22 protein-coding genes, 1 tRNA gene and 1 riboswitch are annotated in these 21,368 nt (G+C 52.2%); of the genes, 8 read left to right on the forward strand and 15 right to left on the reverse strand.

Translation table 11 applies throughout. The annotated features are described in order from the left end of the window. The first annotated feature begins 14 nt into the window (after nt 1-14). The gene (locus VF724_RS00715; protein WP_371752288.1) at nt 15-998 is read left to right on the forward strand and encodes a YqhG family protein; all 984 of its coding nucleotides are present in this window, start codon (nt 15-17) and stop codon (nt 996-998) included. A 121-nt stretch (nt 999-1,119) separates the two neighbouring features. Further along, nucleotides 1,120-2,250 (forward strand): hypothetical protein, encoded by a 1,131-nt coding sequence (locus VF724_RS00720; protein WP_371752289.1) that lies wholly within the window; start codon nt 1,120-1,122, stop codon nt 2,248-2,250. Between the two features lie 66 nt (nt 2,251-2,316). Here VF724_RS00720 and VF724_RS00725 read toward each other — a convergent pair whose 3' ends face one another. The 8 genes from VF724_RS00725 to VF724_RS00760 form a co-directional block, all read right to left on the reverse strand. Further along, nucleotides 2,317-2,523 (reverse strand): YqzE family protein, encoded by a 207-nt coding sequence (locus VF724_RS00725; protein WP_371752290.1) that lies wholly within the window; start codon nt 2,521-2,523, stop codon nt 2,317-2,319. A gap of 372 nt (nt 2,524-2,895) precedes the next feature. Then, nucleotides 2,896-4,605, reverse strand: coding sequence for an arginine--tRNA ligase (gene argS / locus VF724_RS00730; RefSeq protein ID WP_371752462.1), 1,710 nt, complete (start codon nt 4,603-4,605; stop codon nt 2,896-2,898). A gap of 153 nt (nt 4,606-4,758) precedes the next feature. Next, nucleotides 4,759-4,845 (reverse strand) — tRNA-Leu (locus VF724_RS00735). A 114-nt stretch (nt 4,846-4,959) separates the two neighbouring features. Then, nucleotides 4,960-5,877, reverse strand: coding sequence for a CPBP family glutamic-type intramembrane protease (locus tag VF724_RS00740; protein WP_371752291.1), 918 nt, complete (start codon nt 5,875-5,877; stop codon nt 4,960-4,962). A 229-nt stretch (nt 5,878-6,106) separates the two neighbouring features. Then, nucleotides 6,107-6,406 carry an ArsR/SmtB family transcription factor gene (locus VF724_RS00745; RefSeq protein WP_371752292.1) on the reverse strand — a complete coding sequence of 100 codons (300 nt, stop codon included), beginning with the start codon at nt 6,404-6,406 and terminating at the stop codon, nt 6,107-6,109. A gap of 92 nt (nt 6,407-6,498) precedes the next feature. Then, nucleotides 6,499-6,708: a hypothetical protein gene (locus VF724_RS00750; RefSeq protein ID WP_371752293.1), complete on the reverse strand. Its 210-nt coding sequence runs from the start codon at nt 6,706-6,708 to the stop codon at nt 6,499-6,501. 164 nt (nt 6,709-6,872) lie between these two features. After that, nucleotides 6,873-7,199 (reverse strand): hypothetical protein, encoded by a 327-nt coding sequence (locus tag VF724_RS00755; RefSeq protein WP_371752294.1) that lies wholly within the window; start codon nt 7,197-7,199, stop codon nt 6,873-6,875. 93 nt (nt 7,200-7,292) lie between these two features. Beyond that, nucleotides 7,293-7,862: a xanthine phosphoribosyltransferase gene (locus VF724_RS00760; RefSeq protein WP_371752295.1), complete on the reverse strand. Its 570-nt coding sequence runs from the start codon at nt 7,860-7,862 to the stop codon at nt 7,293-7,295. A gap of 397 nt (nt 7,863-8,259) precedes the next feature. Between VF724_RS00760 and VF724_RS00765 the strand changes: the two genes are divergently transcribed. Beyond that, a complete protein-coding gene (locus VF724_RS00765) occupies nt 8,260-9,042 on the forward strand; it encodes a hypothetical protein (protein ID WP_371752296.1) in 783 nt (260 codons plus the stop codon). A gap of 11 nt (nt 9,043-9,053) precedes the next feature. On the opposite strand, the gene VF724_RS00770 is transcribed toward VF724_RS00765, so the two are convergent. After that, on the reverse strand, nt 9,054-9,704 hold the full coding sequence (locus tag VF724_RS00770; protein WP_371752297.1) for a DedA family protein: 651 nt from the start codon (nt 9,702-9,704) through the stop codon (nt 9,054-9,056). A 61-nt stretch (nt 9,705-9,765) separates the two neighbouring features. Here VF724_RS00770 and VF724_RS00775 point away from each other — a divergent pair, with 61 nt between their 5' ends. After that, a complete protein-coding gene (locus VF724_RS00775) occupies nt 9,766-10,800 on the forward strand; it encodes a YkvI family membrane protein (protein WP_371752298.1) in 1,035 nt (344 codons plus the stop codon). On the opposite strand, the gene VF724_RS00780 is transcribed toward VF724_RS00775, so the two are convergent. Both VF724_RS00780 and VF724_RS00785 read right to left on the reverse strand, forming a co-directional pair. Continuing rightward, the gene (locus VF724_RS00780; RefSeq protein WP_371752299.1) at nt 10,723-11,175 is read right to left on the reverse strand and encodes a hypothetical protein; all 453 of its coding nucleotides are present in this window, start codon (nt 11,173-11,175) and stop codon (nt 10,723-10,725) included. The genes VF724_RS00775 and VF724_RS00780 overlap by 78 nt on opposite strands. A 36-nt stretch (nt 11,176-11,211) precedes the next feature. Then, nucleotides 11,212-11,454: a hypothetical protein gene (locus tag VF724_RS00785; protein ID WP_371752300.1), complete on the reverse strand. Its 243-nt coding sequence runs from the start codon at nt 11,452-11,454 to the stop codon at nt 11,212-11,214. Nucleotides 11,455-11,709: 255 nt separating this feature from the next. Between VF724_RS00785 and VF724_RS00790 the strand changes: the two genes are divergently transcribed. After that, nucleotides 11,710-12,468, forward strand: coding sequence for a glucose 1-dehydrogenase (locus VF724_RS00790; protein ID WP_371752301.1), 759 nt, complete (start codon nt 11,710-11,712; stop codon nt 12,466-12,468). A gap of 35 nt (nt 12,469-12,503) precedes the next feature. Here VF724_RS00790 and VF724_RS00795 read toward each other — a convergent pair whose 3' ends face one another. From VF724_RS00795 to VF724_RS00805, 3 genes are read right to left on the reverse strand one after another with little or no spacing between them, the layout of a single operon-like run. Next, nucleotides 12,504-15,797 (reverse strand): AAA family ATPase, encoded by a 3,294-nt coding sequence (locus VF724_RS00795; RefSeq protein ID WP_371752302.1) that lies wholly within the window; start codon nt 15,795-15,797, stop codon nt 12,504-12,506. Next, nucleotides 15,794-17,104: a metallophosphoesterase family protein gene (locus tag VF724_RS00800; RefSeq protein ID WP_371752303.1), complete on the reverse strand. Its 1,311-nt coding sequence runs from the start codon at nt 17,102-17,104 to the stop codon at nt 15,794-15,796. Before VF724_RS00800 ends, VF724_RS00795 begins: the two co-directional genes overlap by 4 nt. Before the next feature lie 31 nt (nt 17,105-17,135). After that, a complete protein-coding gene (locus tag VF724_RS00805) occupies nt 17,136-18,257 on the reverse strand; it encodes a glycosyltransferase family 4 protein (protein WP_371752304.1) in 1,122 nt (373 codons plus the stop codon). Nucleotides 18,258-18,452: 195 nt separating this feature from the next. On the opposite strand from VF724_RS00805, the gene VF724_RS00810 reads away from it, so the two are divergent. Then, the gene (locus VF724_RS00810; protein ID WP_371752305.1) at nt 18,453-19,610 is read left to right on the forward strand and encodes a GGDEF domain-containing protein; all 1,158 of its coding nucleotides are present in this window, start codon (nt 18,453-18,455) and stop codon (nt 19,608-19,610) included. A gap of 166 nt (nt 19,611-19,776) precedes the next feature. On the opposite strand, the gene VF724_RS00815 is transcribed toward VF724_RS00810, so the two are convergent. Then, the gene (locus VF724_RS00815) at nt 19,777-19,947 is read right to left on the reverse strand and encodes a YvrJ family protein (RefSeq protein WP_371752306.1); all 171 of its coding nucleotides are present in this window, start codon (nt 19,945-19,947) and stop codon (nt 19,777-19,779) included. 185 nt (nt 19,948-20,132) lie between these two features. Between VF724_RS00815 and VF724_RS00820 the strand changes: the two genes are divergently transcribed. Together VF724_RS00820 and VF724_RS00825 are read left to right on the forward strand one after the other, a co-directional pair. Further along, complete coding sequence (locus tag VF724_RS00820) at nt 20,133-20,789, forward strand: sigma-70 family RNA polymerase sigma factor (RefSeq protein ID WP_371752307.1); 657 nt, start codon at nt 20,133-20,135, stop codon at nt 20,787-20,789. Between the two features lie 96 nt (nt 20,790-20,885). Further along, nucleotides 20,886-20,971, forward strand: a riboswitch (cyclic di-GMP riboswitch). Between the two features lie 84 nt (nt 20,972-21,055). Continuing rightward, on the forward strand, nt 21,056-21,319 hold the full coding sequence (locus VF724_RS00825; protein WP_371752308.1) for a helix-turn-helix domain-containing protein: 264 nt from the start codon (nt 21,056-21,058) through the stop codon (nt 21,317-21,319). Nucleotides 21,320-21,368 lie beyond the last annotated feature (49 nt).

A 21,368-nucleotide genomic window follows, 5' to 3' on the forward strand; every position in this document is an offset into this window, starting at 1 on the left:
TTGTTCTCCAAGCCATGAAAGAAGAACATGTGCGAAATTTCGTTCTGCGCTATCTTGAAGCGACCCGCTGCCAAGTGATCGAGAAGAACCCGCAACGCGTGACCGTCCAGCTTTCTCCGGATGCGGACCGGGATTTGACGAACCGCTCGTACTACTGGAGCTTTGTGGAACGCACAGGTGCCGCTCCGGAAACAATGAAATTCACGTTCACCTTCGGAAATCCTCAGGAGCCGGCCGAATCTGCTGCGAAATCCGCAAAATCCGGCGGACGCGCAGGCTCGCAAACCTCCGGACCGAGCAGCCCGGCTGCCCCGAAAGGCGCCAACCCGCCCGTTGCGGACTCGATTCTCGGACGGTATTTCGGCGTTGCCCCGGCTTCACAGCGCATTCTGGAAGAACCGTTAACCTACGGCAGCCGCCGGCTTGATCAAATTTTTCAATCGTGCCGCAAAAAAGGAAGATTCGTCCATTTGTATGAAGAACCCGGGCAGCCTCAAATTCCCGGTGCTTTTCTCTCCGGCTATTCTTCTTGGTTTTGCGTCAATTACAAAGTCGAGCTGATCTGCGATATGAAGCGCGATGAGCTGCATTCGCTGGGCATCAATCTGTCGACCGGGGAAGTCGCCGAGAATTTTATGGAGAACATCAGCCGCAAACAGCTGACCCCCCGACTGCCCGCCAACACGCATGTGCGCGAAACCATCTCCCTGCAAACCGCACTTTCGATGCTGGAGAATCTCCTGGAGAAAAAATTGAGCGGCTATGATTATACTTGGGCCAAAGAAGCGAATGAACGGATGAATGAGGAAATCTCCCGTATCCAAACCTATTACGGAGACTTGCTGGAATCGGCCGAACCGGAAATTAAGGAAGAAATCCGGCTGCAGTATGAAAATCGAAAGCAGGAATTGGAGCGGCAGTATCTACCGAGAATCCAAATTTCCGCCATCAATTGCGGACTTTTTCATTTGACTCGCGAAACGTTTCACGAGCATTGACGAAAACTGAGAAACAAGGCAGATGGAGACGTAAAATATTGCGGTCTTGAGGACAGATTCCAACAAACTTTTTCAGTCATATTCCTTACAATATGTGCATATGGATAAAGGAGAACAATCTATGTTTCGTAAACGGATATTGTACTTGATTTCCTTTCTGCTGATTTCGAGCGGAATGCCGCTTCTGCGCTTCGATTTTGCTGCCCGCTCTCATACAGCCGCCGTTTCGGGCTCGGGACAAGTCTATGCGGACGCACAATCGGACACTCTCAAATCAGCGGAAACCGTAAAAACAGCGGAAGCGGACCTTCCGCAAGGAGGCTCCGAACCCATCCCGACTGCTGCCCAAACCGGCGCGATGCTTCCGCGGAGCAAGCCGCAAACAGCGGACACTTCTGATGCAGGCAAAAGCCTTTCAACGCCAAAGCCTCTGGCATCCCAAACCGACCGTTTCGACCAAAAAGTAAATCTGTGGATCAGCACCCTTGCGAGTCAAGCTGAATTCAGCGCGTGGAGGAATGCCCAGTGGACCCGTTACCCGCTTGGACCCGGAAACCACGGATGGGTCGTCATCCTCAGCAAAAACGGCAAAGATGTGGGCTATCTGGTGGTTGCAGCTTCTCAAAGCGGAGAAGGCTTGGCTTTGGCTGAATACGGCGTCGGGGAATATCCGTTATTCAGCATGTCTACACTGTATACATCCTTGCAGGAACGGCAATTGATTCCCGCAAGCATGACCTTGAAGCAATTTGCTTCGGACAACGAAACGCGAAAATCAAGGATTTATCTTAATCCGCTGCACGCCGTATGGCTGGTTTCCGTCGGAAACGATATCACGAACAGCCCTGAAACTTATTTGGATGCCAAAACCGGGGAAATTTATCCGTTATCGGAGACAGAGGTGAAAGCATCATCCGCGGAAATTCCCGCACTGACATATTCCCCTCAGCAGGGAAGCATAGCCGAAAGCATGACACTGCCCTCATTTGATCCTTATACATTATTGAACTGGGTCAAAGGCAAACCGATGAATTTGCGGGATTGGAACAATTTAAAGCAAAAGCTGGATCAGCAGGAGAAGATTACGTTTGCCGCGGAAATTTTCGGAAAACACATTCTGATCCCGTTTGCCGTCACCGGTTATCATCAATGGAACGAAGGAGAACCCTACGTCCAATTGGAACAGGAAGGGGCCCGTTTCATTCCGTTTCATTCCGTCGCAAGATGGGGAGCGTTTTTTCAAAGACCCTGACATCGCTCTCCCTGATGGAATGATCGGCCTTCCTTTCATATAGATGAAACACCCCCCATGATTGATTCATGTGGGGGTGTTTCTTTTTCCGTTTTTGCGGCTGAACCATATTTGCAAAGAGAGGGGAAGCATTCCGAACCAAAGCGTCAGCCGCGGCTCCCTATGCTCCCGCTTGTCTTTTTTGAGCCTTTGTCGTTCTTCCCGCGGGGTTTCGAAATACGTCATCACGCGCTCCACAATATATTGCGCCAATTCGTCGCCTTTAACCGCCATATGAGGGAAACTCCTTTCCGCAATTATCCGTGGGTCCGTCCGACGAAGTTAAATGCAGATATTACACATAATTGTATTCGATTGATGCTTTATCTGCGCATGGGAAGTGCCTCCAAGCTCCGTTGTTTTGAGTTTCTTACGAATATTGCTTATGGATGGTTGAAACTCAAAGCCAAAGTCGCTTATCCGGCATCTTCTCATGCTCCGCTTTCAGCAACAAATGAATTTTCACCAATTATAAAATATCCTATAGTCATCTAATCATCGGACAGACTTTAGTGCGGTATTGTTTTATCCGTATTGTTTCCCTTTTGTTCGATTTTTAACCACGGAGGGCGGCTGCCGGCAGACAGCCGTAAGTTGTTGGGATCGCTAAATCTTCTCCGGAGCCTCCAAACCGATTAGATTCATGCCGGTTCTCAGCACGGCTCTGACGCTTTCCACCAGAGCCAGCCGGGCGGCCCGCAGCGCCTGATCCTCGACGAGAATCGGACAATTGTGGTAAAAGCGGTTGAAGCTCTGTGCAAGATCCACCAAATAGCGGCTGATGAGCGAGGGCTCCAGCTTGTGCATCGCCTGCTCAACCTTTTCCGGAAACAGGTACAGCTGCTTCAGGACATTCTGCGCTTCCTCATTGACCAGCAAACTCGCGTCCACCAAAGCCGGGTCGACCGCACCGTCGGCCTCGCCGGCCTTTCTCATCAAGCTGCAGCCCCTGGCATAGGTATACTGGACATATGGACCGGTTTCCCCGTCAAAGTTCAGCACTTCGTCCCAGGAGAAGACGATATCCTTGATCCGGTTTGTGCTGAGGTCGTTGAAAACAATCGCCCCGACACCAACCATTCTGGCCACTTCATCTTTATTCTCCAAATCCGGATTTTTGCTTTCAATGATCGCCTTCGTTTTGCCGATCGCTTGGCGAAGCAGCTCCTCCAGCATGATCACGTTGCCTTTGCGCGTGGAGAGCTTGGCCCCTTCGAGGCTGACCTGCCCGAAAGGCACGTGAACCAAATCCTTGGCCCAATCGTAGCCCATCATTTCAATGATTTTAAACCACTGCTGAAAATGCAGGCTTTGCGCCGACCCCGTTACATAGATCGCCTTTTCGAAATCATAAGTGTTCTTCCGGTAGATGGCGGCGGTGATGTCGCGCGTGTGGTACAGCGAGCTGCCGTCTTTTTTGAGGATGAGCGCGGGCGGCATTCCGTATTCGTCCAACCGCACAAGCATTGCGCCTTCATCTTCCTCCAACAGTTCTTTATCCTTCAGCTCTTGAACTACGGCGTCCATTTTATCGTTGTAGAAGCTCTCTCCGGCGTAGGAATCGAAGCTGACGCCCAGAAGCTCATAAATCCGGTTAAAATCGTTCAAGCTGATCTCCTTGAACCACTCCCACAAAGCCAGCGCTTCTTCATCGCCGCGCTCAAGGCGGACAAACCAGGCTCTGGCTTCATCCTCAAGCCCGGGACGATGGTCCGCTTCGTCGTGAAACTTCACGTATAAGCGGAGCAGTTCGTCTATTCCGTCTGCTTCCACCTTGCTTTTGTCGCCCCACTGCTGGTATGCGACAATCAATTTGCCGAACTGGGTTCCCCAATCGCCCAGATGATTCACGCCGATGCAGTGGTAGCCCATAAACTCATAAATATTGTAGATCGCCTTGCCGATGACCGTAGAGCGCAAATGACCGACATGAAAGGGCTTGGCGATATTCGGCGAGGAGAAATCGATGACGATGTTTCGTCCTTGTCCGATATTTTGCGAGCCGAAGGGCGCTTCCGCCTGCAGCACCGCATCCAGCATATCGTGCGCCAAACGGGTCCGGTCAAGATAAAAATTCACATAGCCCGAAGCCGATTCCACTTTTTCAACAGCCGGATGGGAGCCGAAATTCTCCTTCAGCCGATCCGCTATGGCGTTCGGCGGTTTCCTCAGCAGCTTGCTTAAACGGAAGCAGGGCAGCGACAAATCGCCCATGGCCGGATTGGGCGGGTATTCCAGCAAGTCCGCAATTTGCGCTGCGTCGACACCTTCCATTTGAGACTGCAGATGTTCCGCGATCGCCAGCTTGTAGTTCACCATCGTACCAAAAGCTCCCTTCATCGCCACGAAAGCCGGATTGTCCGAAGCTCCGTTCCATGGCCTTTATTACAACAAAGCACCCCTCATCGGAGTGCTCGCAAGTCGTATGTAATCCATCATTGAGATTGGATTTAATCCGCGAATGATGATTGGTGCGGTCGAGAGGACTCGAACCTCCACGGTTGTTACACCACTAGAACCTGAATCTAGCGCGTCTGCCAATTCCGCCACGACCGCATGTTATCCCGCATGACTATGCGGATTCAATTTGTCTGTACCCGGCGCATCCTCTTATGCTTATGCGCATCTCGCAACCGACGAAAGCTATAATATCACATGCCGAAACGTAAGTCAACGAGCAGTGAAATTTTCTTTTAATTGCGTCTTTTTCCAGCTGCCTTTCCCGGGGAATTTTCGGTGCCGCCATATGATCCAAAGGATCCCTGCAGACAGCACGAATGAGGTTACCACGCTGCCCTCCGCCCCGAAAGCTCCGCCCGAAATGAGCGGATGGCCGGACTGTTCGATCAGGAAGAGCGATTTGACATCGACTCCGGAAACCGGAAAACCAAAAATATTTCCCTGAAAATAATTCCAAGTCAAATGAATGCCCACCGGCATCCAAAGTCCTCCCGACATTTCCCTGCTCAGCCCCAATAAAATTCCGGCCAACGCCAGATTGACCATCGGGACCGCATTTTCAACGACTCCCGGGTTAAAGAAGTGCAGCAGCGCAAACAATAAAGAAGCGGCGGCAATCCCTGGGGCAGATCCAAAATGATATCTGAACAATCCTTGGACGTAGCCCCGCGAGAACAATTCTTCGTTCAGAGCAACCAGCAGAAAAAGAACCGCTCCTTTAAGCAAAGAGAAGGCTGTTTCCATATCGATCGCCCAACCCGTCACCGTAACTCCGCCAAACAAAACGATCAACAGCGAGGAGGCGGTCATCAGCACAATGCCCATCAGCATGCCCTTGAAGGTATCGGGAAGGGAGTCTTCACGCTTCCAGCCGAGCGGCCATTTTTTTCGTTCGAACCAAGCATGCATGACGAAAGTCGAGATCACAAACGCTGCCATCTGGGCCAGCAGCATGGCGTCAACAAAACGCGGATCGCCGAATAATCGCTCCCAACCAACCGCTCTGCCGGAGGAGAAATAAACCGCCAGAAGGAGGACCGCCAGAATCAGCGAAACAAGCACAATCAGCACAAAAATCAGGATGAGCTTTAAGAGGACGACAAAAGCCTGCTTCAACAATGTCTGCATATTCTCATTCCTTAAGGGATTCCGGAAATTGATTCGATCAGAGCGGTACGTTGTCACAAGCACGGAAAGGGCTTATAGTATTAAGCAAATCAAATCACAACGGGAACAAGAGGGGAGAGTTTCTTTTGGCAGGCATACTCGCGATTTCACCGCTGATCGGATTGATCATCATCGGTTTGACGGTTCTTGCAATCAATAAAGCCTATTCCAGAAAATGGGGCCAATAAGGTCATGATGTTTTGGTCAAATAATGCTTGATGAACTGTTCCATGACTCCTTTGCACCTTTCGGTATCCACATAAAAATAAGTGCTGTTGCAGATCTTCTCATATTTGAGTATACCCGCGCTCTTTAAAACTCCCAGATGGTGTGACATATTCGGCTGGGATCCCCCCAGCTCCTCCACCAATTCGTTGACGTTGAACATATCCTCGATGCGCTTGTTTTTGGGGAGCAATTCGATGATTTTCAAGCGAAAAGGGTCGGATAACGCTTTGAAATATCTGCCTTGCTCTTCTTTCAAATCCATGCCAAACAACTCCCGCCTAAATTCTATCAAAGCCATTGTACTGAAGCGTTTCACAGGTGTCAATATTTTCTAAAAATACGATAATCCCCCGATTAATTCCTCGGCCTTTCCATTTCAAACGGCTGAAACGTATATTCCCTCGACAATTGGACGACCTTCCGGTTAGCTTTGCGAATCAGGACGCTCTTTTCATCCCAGGCCACCAAGTAACCTTTGACATCGTTGCCGATGTCGGCATCGCGAATAACCCGAAGGAGCGTTCCGTCCATACGGTATTTGTCCAGCTCTTGCTCGGAAATCAACTGCATTCCACCTCACAGGATACGCTTATTTATCCTTAATTATAGCAAATCGTCGGAAAATTAAGCACAAAGAATTGTCTTCAGCGGTCAAAAAAAGACCCGAACGGCTTCGCATTCAGGTCCAACTCGTTTTACCTTTTAACTGTATCACTGCACGAATGACATTAACCTACGTGTTCTTTGGAATCGTTCGTTTCATACCACTCATCCAAAACCTTACTGGACATAACCCGATTGCCGATGTACTCCACCTGCTGCTTTGAGAATTGGCTCTTCCAGTCAATGGACAGCTCCTCGCAGAGTTTGACAATCGTCAGAAGTTCCGACCAAGCAACATAACGTTTGTACCAGAAAAATTGAGGATGTTCGATCATGTACGGGTAAAGGTCGTCGAATTCTGTATGCTTGCAGTCGAGCGCACGTTCGAAATGAGTTTTGGCGTCAGCCAGCTTCTCCATGAGAAAGCCTTCCGACAACTGCCCGTTCCCCATGCTTTTGCCTCCTCTCCGTTACTTAACAATCATTATAAATGAAAAAACAGTTGGATGGAAGGCATTGAGGGCATGAAAATGTTTCAATTCGCGTTATTCAAATTGAATTTTCCCTTGATCCAGCGAACGGATTTGAACCAAGGCTTCCACGCGGATCCCGCGCTCCCTGATTGACCGGCCGCCCGATTGGAACGATTTTTCAACAGCAATGCCCAACCCGGCAAGCGAAGCGCCTGATTTTTCGACAATTCGGATCAAGCCTCTGGCGGCGTCCCCGTTGGCAATAATGTCATCGATAATCAGAATGCGGTCCTCCGGCTTTAAAAACCGGCGTGCAACCACAATATCCGTTACAATTCCTTTGGTGAATGACGGAACCCGTTCGGAGTATTCATCCGTATCCGTGGGGATGGTCCGTTTTCTCCGCGCAAAAACCAGCGGTACCCCAAGCTCAAGGGCAGTGGCAAATGCAGGACTGATCCCCGAGGACTCCATCGTCAGCACTTTGGTTACCTTTTCGTCAGCATAGCGCCGAGCGAATTCTTCGCCCATCTGCATGATCAACTGCGGATCCACCTGATGGTTCAGAATCGAATCAAGCCTGAGCAACTGATCGGACAAAACGCTGGCTTCCTGCAGAATGCGCTGCTTCAAAACTTCCATGCCAAAAACCTCCACTCAGGGCTTTCGTTACGATGCCCGATTTCTCTTTGAAATCAAAAGTAACATATTCCCTCTCGCGCTTGCAAGTTGAACGCTCCGCTCCGTATGCGTAAAAAGGCTTTCCGCTTGAACAAGTCGGCTGCGCCGATCGTGACATATGTTACGGAATGGAATGCTGAAAGAAGCTAAGATGTATTTAACGAGAACGGGATTAATGTGATAAAATATCGATTGTTGAAATGAAACAAATGTATCTTCTCGGCAAAACCCTTGAAATTCTCAGCAAAATCACCAGTTAACGCATAAAATCATCTTTGTGGATAATTTCGCATAAGAGTATGATTAGTCGTAATTATAGAATCCCCGTGCAATGAGGATAGGGAAAGGAAAGAAAGAGATGAACAAAGGGTGGAGACAATATTTTTTCAGAGGGCTATCCCTGCTTCTGATAGCCTTTCCTTCAGGCTGCTACAATCTCCCGGATCAAGTCCATTCCTTGTCCAATCCGCAAGCCGTCGCTCATGACGCCGCGCAGCAGGATGGATCCGCCGCCGTTTCAGGCGTCGATGCCGGGCATAACAGCAAAAATCTGAAAATCTCTTCACCCAAAAACCAGTCCGATTCCGCGGAACCTGGAGACAGCGATGCCGGACAGCCGGAAGCCGCCGTCTCCCCTTCGGCGCCGCCAAGCGGCAGTGAACCAACCGCCAATGGGAAACAGGGCCAAAAGCAGGAAAAAATCTCCTCGACCTCTTCCGTTCAAAAGAAACCGTCGAAACAGAACTATGACGTAAACGAACCGTTCAATGCCAGCAGACCGACATTGATGGGATTCAAGATCCACGATAAAGCGGACGATGTGCTTCGCCGGTTCGGCCAGCCGACTGACCGATTTCAGATGGACGATCCTTCTTTTCCGATCACCGTGTATGAATATCCCGGATTTTCGATCGGCTTCAATCCAGCCGAGGAAATTGTTTTTATCGAAGTGAATTCCGACAAAATCAATCCCGGTTTGAACGGTCTGAGGCTGGGGGACAGCATCGGCAAAGCTTTGGAAACGCTCGGCAAACCGGATTCCAAAACCGATTACGTGATCACCTTTCAATCCGAGGATATCACACTCAAGCTCGATATCGACCCTGCCTCAAAAACCGTCAGCTCCATAAAATTGTTTTAGCAGGAACGGCGTCAATTTCGACTGCGCTTACGGGCGCTTCCAAGGACGAACAGCGCGAACAAAACGGCAATTCCGGCGGCAAGCATCAGAATCAACAGCAAAGGGCTGTGCAGCTTGTCCTGAATGGTCCGCCAGTTCGCTCCGAGCATATGTCCCAAGTACAAAAATGTGAACGTCCATACCGCAGCTCCCGTTCCCGCGAACAGCACGTATCTGGGATACGGGATTCTGCCGATGCCGGACAAATAGCAAGTAAAATGGCGCACGACGGGAATATAATAGCCGAAGCTGACCGTCCAAATCCCGTACGCCTGAAACCACTTCTCCGCTTTCTCCAGCTTCCCCGGGCTTAAGAACAGCCATTTTCCATACCGCTCCAGAAAGGGCCTGCCGAATTTCCTTCCGATTGCATAGCTGACAAGCATCCCCACCATGCTCCCGGCGAAGCTCGAAATCCACGCGACCGGAAAAGACAGCCTGCCGGCGGACGACAAATATCCCGCAAAAACCATCATCGTTTCATCAGGCATCGGCATGCCGATCAAACTGGCCGCGATCGACGAAAACAGCCCGAGATACCCGTATTGCGCAATAAAATCAAGCATGGTTTCCTTCAATCGAACACGCTCCAGACGAACATTTGATATTTGACCGTCAGTCATGACAGGTACAACCCTCTCATATACCTAAAACTATAGGCTGTACGAGAGGTGGAAACAATCGATGAACAAGACCGGCAAAATTCTGCAGGTCGGCTTTACCTATATCGGCACGGTGGTAGGCGCCGGATTTGCGACGGGGCAGGAAATACTCCAGTTTTTCACGCAATACGGCTGGATGTCCACGCTGGCAATCGCCATTGCCTGCCTTCTGTTCGTTTGGATCGGTACCAAATTGATGCTGATGGCCGCCGATATCGGAGCCCGATCGTATGAGGATCTGAACAACCATCTTTTCGGAGAAACGGCAGGCCTGTGGATCAGCCTGTTTACCTTTGTGATTCTGTTCTCCATAACCGCCGTCATGCTGGCAGGAGCCGGTTCGGTATTCGTGGAAAACCTGCGTCTCCCGTATCAAGCCGGACTTTTTTTTACACTGGCGCTCACGTATATCATTATTATCAAAGGGATCGACGGTATACTCGCCGTCAACACCGTAGTCGTGCCGATGATGCTGCTGTTCAATCTCGTCCTTGTCGCCGTTACGCTGGACTTACCGACAGCGGGCAACTTCATTCATCTCATGAGTGATGCGCATCCGGGAAGAATTCTGCTGTCCCCGTTTCTATATACCGCCTTTAATCTCGGACTGGCCCAAGCGGTCCTCGTGCCGGTCGGCTCGACCATCAAAGACCCCGATATTCTGCGAAAAGGGGGAATGGCGGGGGGAATCGGCATCGGCCTGCTCCTGCTGGGAGGCCATTTTGCGCTTGCCGCCCATATGCCCGGAATCACACAGTACGACATCCCGATGAGCAGCATCGTCTACCGGTTGGGGCGAGTCGCCCAATTTTTGTTCGTGCTGGTGATTTTCGCGGAAATCTTCACGACGTTTATCGCCAACATTTACGGCCTTACCCTGCAAATCCGGGATAAAGTCAAGCTGACTGATCGAACGATCATCCTGACGCTGCTTGCGCTTTGCTATTTGATCAGCCAGATTGGCTTCAAAACGCTCCTCTCAACGCTGTATCCGCTGTTCGGATGGATTTGCATGGTGTGGCTTGTCATGATCATGTGGCGCAAAAGAACGCGCTGATCGGGAGAGCCACAGCACGATTCCCAATCGGACGGCCATAAACAGCATCCCGAGAAAGCTGAAGGCGATTCCTTCCAGCAAATATCCAAAATGATAAAAGGGATAATCCCCACGGTCCCGCCATGCCGCAAGCATGTCCGCAGCGAGCAGCATGGAACCGAGAACGAACAGCAGCAATGCCGCATAATCGATCGCTGTCCACCTCATCAGCAGCATGGCGGCCATTTCCGATCTGGATAATACCGCTGCATTTTCTTTCTGATCTTGTTTCAGCTGGAGCTTCCATTTCTGTTGGATTCGCCACGCCGTGATTACGGCCGCGCCGGTAACCGCCAGCCCGATCGCTGCTCCCAGCAGCGCTAAAGCCGCATACATCCGCTTCACCTCCGATTTGGCCGGATAGCCGGCCGCTTAATAAGTCAGCAAGGTGATGACCAGACCTGCCGTTACCAGGATGCCGGCCACCGCCAGCAGCAGAATTGCGGCAAATGCCGTCCTTCCGGTAATGAACGGAAGGCTTCGCCATAAAACGGCTTCCGGAAACAGCCTGTCGGCCGTACTGTCGAATTCGTCAGCCGCTTTGATGACATGCCCTTGATCATCCACATTGAACATTCCCGTTTTTCGGCCGATCTGGTAGCGAATTTGGCGCAATCGCGTTCACCTCTCTTTATGGATCGCCTGACGGAGCCATTTGTTATCGACTGTCCCAGCAAAAAGCCGGGTCTTACTATTATTCTATTTCATCTTTGTCCGTTAGATCAATGGCGAAAAGGAACGCCTTAACGGCATTACGGTCCGTTCAAGCCATATCCGGCTTATTATCGCATTGGGGCATTTCCAGATTTTGCGTGAACCTGTTAATATAAAGTTAGTCAGTAATACCGAACAATAAGGGGGTTGTGCGTCATGCGCAAAGTTGCTGCCATTACTGGGGGCGCTCAAGGGATTGGGAGAGCGGCGGCGCTTGCATTCGCCGAGGAAGGCTACGCTGTCGCCGTCGCAGACATTGACAAGGAGGCCGGTTTTGAAATCGTCCGGTTTCTTCATCAGGCGGGCGGAACCGCCATGTTCATGCACGTCGACATTGCCGACGAAGCTTCGGTCAAGCGCTGGATGAACATGATCATCAAGGAGTTCGGCAGAATCGATGTTCTGATGAACAATGCCGGAATCGGCAAAAACAGCCCGATGCTGGAGCTGCCGCTGGCCGATTTCGACAGGGTGATCGCCGTCAACCTCCGCGGCACCTTTCTCTGCTCGCAGCAGGCGGCAAGCTATATGCGCAAGCAGGGTAAAGGGGCGATCATCAACATCGCCTCCACCCGCGGCCTCATGTCGGAAGCCGGAACGGAAGCCTATTCCGCTTCCAAAGGCGGCATTCTGGCACTGACCCACGCCATGGCTGTCAGTCTCGGCCACTACGGAATCCGAGTCAACGCGATTAGTCCGGGATGGATCGAAACGGCGGATTGGCAGTTATCGACGAGAGCCAAGAAGCCGCAGCATTCGGAACGCGACAGGATGCAGCATCCCGTCGGACGGGTCGGCACGCCGGAGGACATTGCCCAAGCCTGCTTGTTTTTGTCCTCCGACAAAGCCGGATTTATTACGGGGCAAAATCTGGTCGTCGATGGAGGCATGACGATCAAGATGATCTATGAATGATCGAAGCATGAACGGATGATCGAGGAAACCTGCCGCTAAACCTCAAGAACCTGGCATTCCGGATGACGTTCCGCAACCGCCTCCCTTACATGCGGATGGCAGGTAAACAGCAGAATCTGATGCCGTTCTGCCGCTTTGCCCAGAACGGCTGAAGCATTTCCCAGCCGGACAGGATCGAAATTCACGAAAATATCATCCATCAGCACCGGAATTGAGGTCTTATCCGCATAAACATCGGCGATCGCAAAACGCATCGACAAATACAGTTGTTCTGCCGTACCCCTGCTCAGAAATGAGGCATCCAAACGCTCGCCGTCCGCGCGCTCCGCCAGAATTTCCTTCGTGCCGATCGGCGCCAGAACTCGCCGGTATTTCCCGCCCGTCATCAGTTGGAAGTATTCGGAGGCTTTTTGCAGAACTTTCGGCTGTTTTTCTTTTTCATAGATTTCCTTAGTGTGCCTGAACAGCTCGGCACACATCGCATAAACGGCCCAGCGGGCCGTCAGCTGCTGCAGTCCGGCATCCCGTTCCCGGCTTGCCTGCAGCTTGTCGGCATGATCCCGCCCGGCCTCCAGCTGCTCCATTTCGCTGCGGAGAGCTCCCCGTTGATCGTGCAAATGATGCAGCCGATTTTCCGCGGCGCCAATCTGCTCCTTGATTTCGGCGATGCGCTGTTCAAGCGCGTTCAAATCAGTCTCCCTTAAAGCCGAGATCAGCTCTTCCTTGCGCTTTTCCCCGGCAATCGTCTCCAGAAGCACATGCCGTCCCCGATATTCACGCTGCAGCTCCATAAACCTGCCAAATTGGCGAGCCCGCCGCAGAAACTCTTCTTCGTCGGATGCTCCAGCTTCTGTCCACAATCCTCCGATGCGCTCTTCCGCTAAATCCAACGCGGCACGGAGGGAATCCCGCTCTCCGGCAAGCTCCCCAAGCTGCTCACGCAGCCGCGCTTCATGCTCCCTGCGCCGCCGCGCTTCAAGCAGCTTTTCTTTCGCCCGCTTCACATGCACTGCCGGGTCTGCGGCTGCCGCATGTCCCGGAAGCAGCGCGCATTCCTGCTCGAAGTCTTCGTTCTGCCGCAGCAAAAACGCGAGCCTTTCCTCGTTTTTCCGTTTTTGCTGAAGCAGCTGGCTCGCTTGCTCCGCATACCGGATCATGTCCAGCACCGCCTCCGGCGTCAGATCCGCAGACAACTGACGTTCCTCCATCCAGCACCGCCATTCAGCGTGCAGCTCGCCATCATTGCCGAGCCTGCGGCTCCATTCGTTCCGCGCCGCCGCATGCTGCTCCTCCAGCGATCGCCTGGAATCGTAAAGCTCCCGCAGCTCCGCGGTCAGCCTGTCCCATTCCGCTTGCCTCCGCTTGCGGACTTCCACCGCCTGCTCCAGCTTCTCCATCAGCCTATCCGCCAGTTCCAACGACAGAAGCTCGTCCCATGCGCTTTCCTTCTCCACGGATTCCGCGTTCAAAGCCGCAGCCGCTTCGCGGCGGTCCACCAGCTCATTCAGCAAATAAGTCAGCTGCTGTTTGAGCGCGGGCAAGCGTCCCTGCAATTCCTCCGTCTCTTTTCGTACGGACATCGCCGCCCGTTTGAGCCTTTGCTCCTCCTGCACATCCATGCGCCTGCGCATCCAAGCCATGCCGTTCAAACCGGCCAGCAGGAAAAAGCCGGCCGCTGCTGCCAGCGGCTGATCCGCGGGATACCAAAGCAGCAGCGGGAGCAGCAGGTTCAGCACAATTCCCGCAGGCCATAACCGGGACAGCGGCGAAAGCGCAACTTTTTGGCCGTTGCTTGCCGCCCATTCCGGGCTTGACCGGTTCCGGCTTGCCCGCTTTTGCGGCTGATCGGCTTTTGGTTTCGCATCCAGTCCCAAATCCTGCAGCCGAAGTTGCTGAAATTCCAAGCGGGCCGCCAATTGCCTGTACTGCTCATATTCTCGACGAAGCTTCACCCAAAGGGCTTGGAGCGCTTCAGCGTCCATATCTTTCAGTCCCGTTCCTTCCCCCTGTCCGGGAAGCCTTCTGGACTGCGCATACGCTTGCTCCTTGGCTTCGATACTGCGATCCAGCTGGTTGGCCGACTGCTCCAGACGGCGGACTTCGTTTTCTGATTCGGCAAGCTCCCTTTCCGCCCTCGCAAAGCGTTCCCGGAAAGCGCGAATTTGCTCCCGCCGCTGCACCGATAACGGGAAGCGCTCCAGCGTCTGCTCATTCCAATGCTCGCCAACAAGCCGAAGCAGATGGGCAATTTGCTCCCCGGCATGACGGATTTCGGCCTCCAGCTCAACCATGCTGCGCTTGTTTTCCAGATAGACGCCGGTTTGTTCCGCCAGCCGTTCGATCCGTTCCGCATGCCCGGCAAGCAGATCATCGGCCGCAGTATGCTCCAGCTCCGCTTCCATCTGCCGGATGCGCAGCTGCTTGCCGTTCATTTCCGCTAACAGCCTTTCCTTGTCCTTGATCATCGCCTCATACCGTTCCGTCGCCGACTCGGGAAACACGTCAAACGTCGGCAGCTCGGCCAGTTCTCCTTCGATTTCCTTCATCCGGATCCATGGCTGCCGCGCCTGCAGGCATTTGTCCAGCCACTCCGCCGCTTCCCGCGATCGCGCCAACTGCAGTCTCTCAGCTTCAATCCGCTTGTCCAGCCTTTCCGTTTCCTCCAGCCAGCGGTTATACCTGCTCTGCTGCTCCTTGCTCCGCCGAAGCTCCGTCTCCCCCTGCTCGATTTGCTTCAGCAAGAGATTGATTTCCTGCCTGCTCCCCCGCGGCTTGTACAGCGATTCCATCCGCTGGGCCAGCTTGCGTTCCGCCTCAAGCACGGTGGCCGCCTTCACGCCCATCCCCGTGCTGTACAGGAAGCTTCCGATTTCGTCTGAAGTCAGCGTCCGGATTTCCTGCAGCTCACTCAAGCCGAAGGCGAACAAATTGCGATAAAGCTCCAGTGAAATACCGCCCATCAGGCTCCGCAAAACCTCTTCCGATTCCCGGGAGCCGTCCTCACGGAACAGCCTGAGCATGCCTGCCGCCGGAGCTCCGGGGGCGTTTCCTTCCCCTTGCGCGGTCCGTTCCACCCTGATCGCGTTGCCCTGTCCATCCTCCACAATCAAATAGCCCCCGTGAAGACCTCCGCGCACGGGCTCGTAACGCTCAGGCAGGTTGCCGCGCGAGGCAAAGCCGAACAGTACGGAGCGGACAAAACCCATCACCGTGCTTTTGCCGGCTTCGTTGCCCCCATAGAACAACACGATCGGCGCCTCGCTGTTGAGCTCAAAAGTCCGCGAGGCGTGAATGCCGAAGCCCTGCAGGTGGATCGTGCGAAATCTCATTCTCCCCACCCCTTCCTATCCGCAAATGCCTCCACTGCGATTTCTCTGGCCGCCTCCAGCCATTGCTTCCATTCGGTTTCGCCGGTCGTATGAAGATATCTGGCGATTCTCGGATTGCCCGAAATCGGCTTCACCGCTTTTCGGAAAAATTCCTCCAAAAGCCGTTCATCCTTCAGCAAACGCGTCGTCTGTCTGAGCATTTCACCGAGAAAGCCCTCTTGATTTTCCAGCAGCGCAAGATCCACTAGCGGTCCGGAACGATCCTCAATTGATTCGATCCAGATAAACCCTTCCTCCCCCTGCTCCGCCAGCTCCCGCTGGCGGTCACGCCATTCGGCCTGCAGCTCCTGCAGCAGGCCGCTGTGCTGTATGCTTCGGTACAACGGGCTTCTGCCGGTCAGCGTGAAGCGAACGATGCAAGGCCGGCCTTCCGAGCTCCGCAGCAAGCCGTCCATCCGCTGTTCAATCCGATCCTTCAGCTGCTGCTCGCTTTCCAACCCCTGAATATCCACGTCCTCTTTGAACCAGCGCAGGTCATCGACGGCATGAAAGGTCAGGCTTGTCCCGCCCCCGTCCGACACATCGACGACAAAGCAGCCCTTCGCGTCCGTTTCCTTGATGTTTCTGCCCTGCAGGTTCCCCGGGTAAACAATCAGGGGATTGTCATGAAGCACGCGGCGGGAATGAATATGGCCGAGCGCCCAATAATCGATGCCGGCTCGGATCAATTCCTGCTTCGTGCAAGGCGCATAGTTGTCATGGCCGGGATCACCATCCACGTTCGTATGCAGCAGGCCGATATTATATATCCCTTCCCGCCCTCGGGATTGCTTCTCCTGCAGCGTAAACCCGCGGGCAAGATTGTCCGTCACTGCCGAGGCGGCGTAAGAAATGCCGTACACATGCGCGAGCGTCCGGCCCTGCCGGTTCACGGCGGGAACCATGGAAACCCCGTCGGAGCCGAAAAAAACAACCTGTTCGGGCCAGCTCAAATGGGCTCTGGCTCCGTTCTCCGGGTCGTGGTTGCCGTGGATGACAAAAACCTGCACTCCGCGCTCAGCCAGCCTTTCCACAGCCCGCTGAAAACGTACCTGGGCTCTGAGCGAACGGTCCTCAAGATCGTACACGTCTCCGCTGATGACCACAAAATCCACCCTCTCCTGCAAAGCGATCCGGACAAGACGGTCCAACGCCAGAAACGTCGATTCCTTGATTCGATCGCGAACGATTGCGGGCAAATCCGCAATGCCGCGAAACGGACTGTCCAGATGAAGATCCGCCGCATGCAAAAAACGAAAGGGAATCACCCCTTGGACACCTCCTCTCTACTTTTACGGATCAGGAGTAACGCCGGTAAACTACGGTCAGCTGCTCAATCACGCGGTTCAGCGAAAAGTCATTTTCCGCCTTTTCCCGGGCGGCCAGAGCCAAACGGTTTCGCAGCTCGGAATCGCTCATCAGCGTCTCCAGCGCATCGGCCAGCGCCTGCGCATCGTCGACGGGCACCAGTAGCCCGTTCCGTCCGTTGTCGATCTGCTCGACGATTCCGCCGACTTGCGTTCCGACCATCGCCAGCCTGCAAAGCGCCGCTTCCGCAAACACCGAGCCGAACGATTCGGCCCTGGACGGCAGGACGAAGATGTCGAAGAAAGGCATGAACTCTTCCGGATGAAGCATGTAACCGTAATATATGGTTTCATGATAAATGTTCAAATCGGCTGCCATCTGCTCGAGCTCTTTCCGGATCGGGCCGTCTCCGATGATATGGAGCACGAAGGCAAGCTCTCTCCGCTTCAATTCCGAACACGCCTGAAGCAGAATATCCAGCCCTTTGGCCGGCACGAGCCTGCAGACGCTGATCAATTGGGGCACCTGATTTTCATGGACGATCGGACGGAACCGGTTCTCGTCAAATCCGTTCGGAATGACTTCGATTTTGTCCGGCTCCTCCACATATTTCGATAAATAGTTCTTAAAGGAATTGGAAGCGGTCAAAATCAGATCGAGATTCGCCTCAAGCTCCCGGTACAATGAAGTGAGAAATGCCTGCTCGGGGCCGTTCTCGGAAATTTTGCCGTTCAGGATCAATTCCGTTTCATAACTGGAGTGAAGCGTGATGATCACCGGAGTTTCCGGAAACAGCCTTTTCATCGCCATACCCGCAATCGGATGATGGGCGTGGATCAGATCATACCGCTTTTGAATCCGCATCTGTGTCCACCACAAATAATCCTTGTACGTCTGAATATATTTATCCACAATTGCGTTTCCACGATAGACGGTCCAGTCGAAGGTTTTGAATTGAACCGGCTCGCTTCCTTTCATCCGAACCCTTTTGGGAATATAGAACAGCTCCATATCCCAATTCAGCTTGTCAAATCTCTCCTGTATGTAAGGCACCATCGAGGAAACGCCTCCCGGCTGCTCCGGCGGAAAAAACAACGCTTGCAGTACTTTCATTTGAAGCCCCTCCCGATTTCTGTGTGTCTAATCCGGACAGTTCCGGCGTCTTATTCTATTGTAACGTGAGATGATTTCACTGGAAAGGAAAACGGCATATTTCTTCGTTTGATCTTTTTCAACAAGACTCGGAATGATATAATACTCCATGAGGCGTCCTTTGCATACATAAATTTACAATAAATGAGGTTTTTTATGTATATCTCCGACCTGCTTTACGGATCGTTGGGGCGGATCGTCGCCACTTTTTCGATCATTGTCATCGTGTTGATGATGTTCCTTGTTTCACTTCGCTTGTATCACAGCAGACGGAAAAAAGCCTATTTATCGTTTGCCGTTTCTTTGCTGATCATCATGATCCAATACTTCCTGATGTCCGTTTGGGAAATCAGCAACCATGCAATGGATACCGACTCAGGCTACACGGCGCAGCTGTTGCAGGTCGTCGCTTTCATTCTGATGAACATGGGCATCTATCAGCTCTATAACGCCTCCCGAAGACGGGAATTCGTGCTGTTCTATTTTTTTCTGGCAAGCACGGCTGTAATCGGCGCGCTGCGTTTTTATTTCGTCCGCTTGGAAGCGGAACCAACCTTGCAATTCCTCCATTTTCATAATATGTGGATTGAAATCTATGTGCTTTTCCTGACATTTCTCTCCTTCTATCTGATCGCTCCGAATGTCGGGCAGCACATCAAGTACCAGTTCAGTCTTACCGTCTACTTCCTGGTTCAGGCCGCGCATATCTTGAATACATACGTGATGAAGCAGGAGCTGGCCGTTTTTTCCGTCGCCGAAAATTTCCTGCCCATCATCTACTATATCACGTTATTCATGATCATATTCGAACGTGTCGTGGAGCTGCTCCAGGCCGTGTATACTTCGGCGATTACGGACGGATTGACCGGCCTGTTCAACCGGCATTACCTGATCAACCGGATCCACCAATACGTCAAGGAGAAGAAAAACATCTCGCTGATCTTCGGCGATATCGATAATTTCAAAAAATTGAACGATACGAGTGGCCATCAGACCGGGGACAAGATCCTGAAGCAGGTCGCAAGGATCATGAAGGAAGAAAGCGAAGAAGTAGGGATAGCGGGCAGATACGGAGGCGAGGAGATGGTCATCGTCTTGACGGATACCTCCCTGCGGGTGGAAAATCTGGCGGAGCGGGTCCGCAAAAGAGTGGAGGAAGAGACCGGCATTACGATCAGCCTCGGATACAGCAAATACAGAAACGGCATTTCCGCCGAGGAACTGATCAAACAAGCCGACCAGGCCATGTACCATTCGAAAAAAACCGGCAAAAACAAGGTCACCGGTTTTCCCCAGAAATCCTTAGCCCATTGATTTGAGCGGCATCAATCACCTTAAGCTCCAATTTGCGATGCTTTTTTTTTGCTGGAAGCGCCCAAACCATGCAACCAATCGATGCTGGTTCGGGTCTATATTAACAAGCGTCATGCGTCCCAGCTTCAAGCTTCTATCTCACCTTCTCGCTTCTATTTTCAAACTCCTATCTCTTCCTTCCATCACGAATCAACTGCATCAATTCCGTCAACTTGACGTTCAACCGGTCAATCCGTTTTTGGAAACTCGCCAGCAGAAAAAACGTGATCACCGCCGGAAATCCCATATTGGCAATCACCTGGGCGATCCAATCCCATTGTTCATTAGACGGAACCATTGTCCGCTCACCTCCTTCGCTGGAATTTGTCGGTTGATCCGCTGCGGTCCTTACATCCATGTAAAGGGCTTTAAGAGCGTCCGGTTTACAACCAGTCTATCCGAAAAAATTTAATAATTTTTTAAACGGAAGGGTTGTATATCCCGCTTCATCAAACGTTTTATTTAGGTAAAGGAGGGGTTCATATGCAGCACATACCATTTCCTTTTCAAAACGAGCATCGAGAATGGGAACCGCATTTCTGCGCTTTTCAGGCGGCGAACGAGCGCATTCTGCGAGACCCGATCATCCGCAGGTTTCTGGAGGACCCGGAGCATGTGCGCTTGTTGTGCCTGTATCTATTTCAGTCCGAGCCTTTTCACCGTCAAAAGCTGGAGGAAGCGTTTCGCCGGTTTTATTTTGAAATTCGGTTTGTCCGCTATTTGACCTTGATGATGCGCTATCGCGCACTCGATTTTCACCGCATCCGGACAAGATGGACATCACGTATGCCGCTTATTTATGACCGCCCGCCGGCCGATCGAAATTCAGAGAGTTGGGGTGAATATCTGGCTTCCAAGTATGCGGCGCAAAACGAGCCAACCGATCCACAAACCTGTAATTCACCGGCCGATTTCATTCAGTCGTTGAATAACGAAAGCTTGCTGTCGGCCTTCGGCCGGCTGACGGAACGCCAGCAGCTGGTGACAACCTTGTCTTTTGCCGCCCAGCTGTCCGACGGGGAAATCTCCCGTATTTTGGGAATCTCCCAGCAGGCCGTGAACAAAACAAAAATTCGGTCCATTCACAAAATGCGCCGTGAAATCCAGGGCAAAAAACAAAAGAACGAGAAGCTTTCATAGATTGCATTCCGGGAAAGAGCGGGAAAGTGCGGGGTAGAGGGACGAGAGGGAGGTCGATCCAACCCAGCCAAATGACGCGCGCAAGTAAAACGAACAATCGCAAAAAGGCAAATCCACGGAAACGTGGAGACGCAAAGCCATTGGCCTAAGGCATATGCTGCTATGGTTGTCAGGCTGCCGGTGTGGTGCTTCGCTATCCGTATGCGGATAGTTATTTGTTTACCGACGGACAAAATTAAATCCATTGTACAAAAGAGGTGAGCAAATTGACCGAGTTTTACCAGCTGATCATTAAAGCGCGTGAAGGCGATCAGGAGGCTTGGATGACCATCATCGACAGATTTTCCCCCTTGATCCGGAAGACGCGGCGGGAAGCCCGCCAGCAGGAACGGGACGATCTTGAACAGGAGCTGAAGGAAAAAATCATCTCGATCATTTTGACATATGATGTTGACAATCTTCCTTCTTTCAGTGATTTTTGCGAGCATATTCTCTCTGAGAGCGAAGACCGATTCACAAATCCAAAATGAAAACAGGGTTGAAAATGAAAAGGAAGCCGCGCGTTTTCCGGTATATCAG

This window comes from Ferviditalea candida, from assembly GCF_035282765.1.
Classification (GTDB): Bacteria; Bacillota; Bacilli; order Paenibacillales; family KCTC-25726; genus Ferviditalea; species Ferviditalea candida.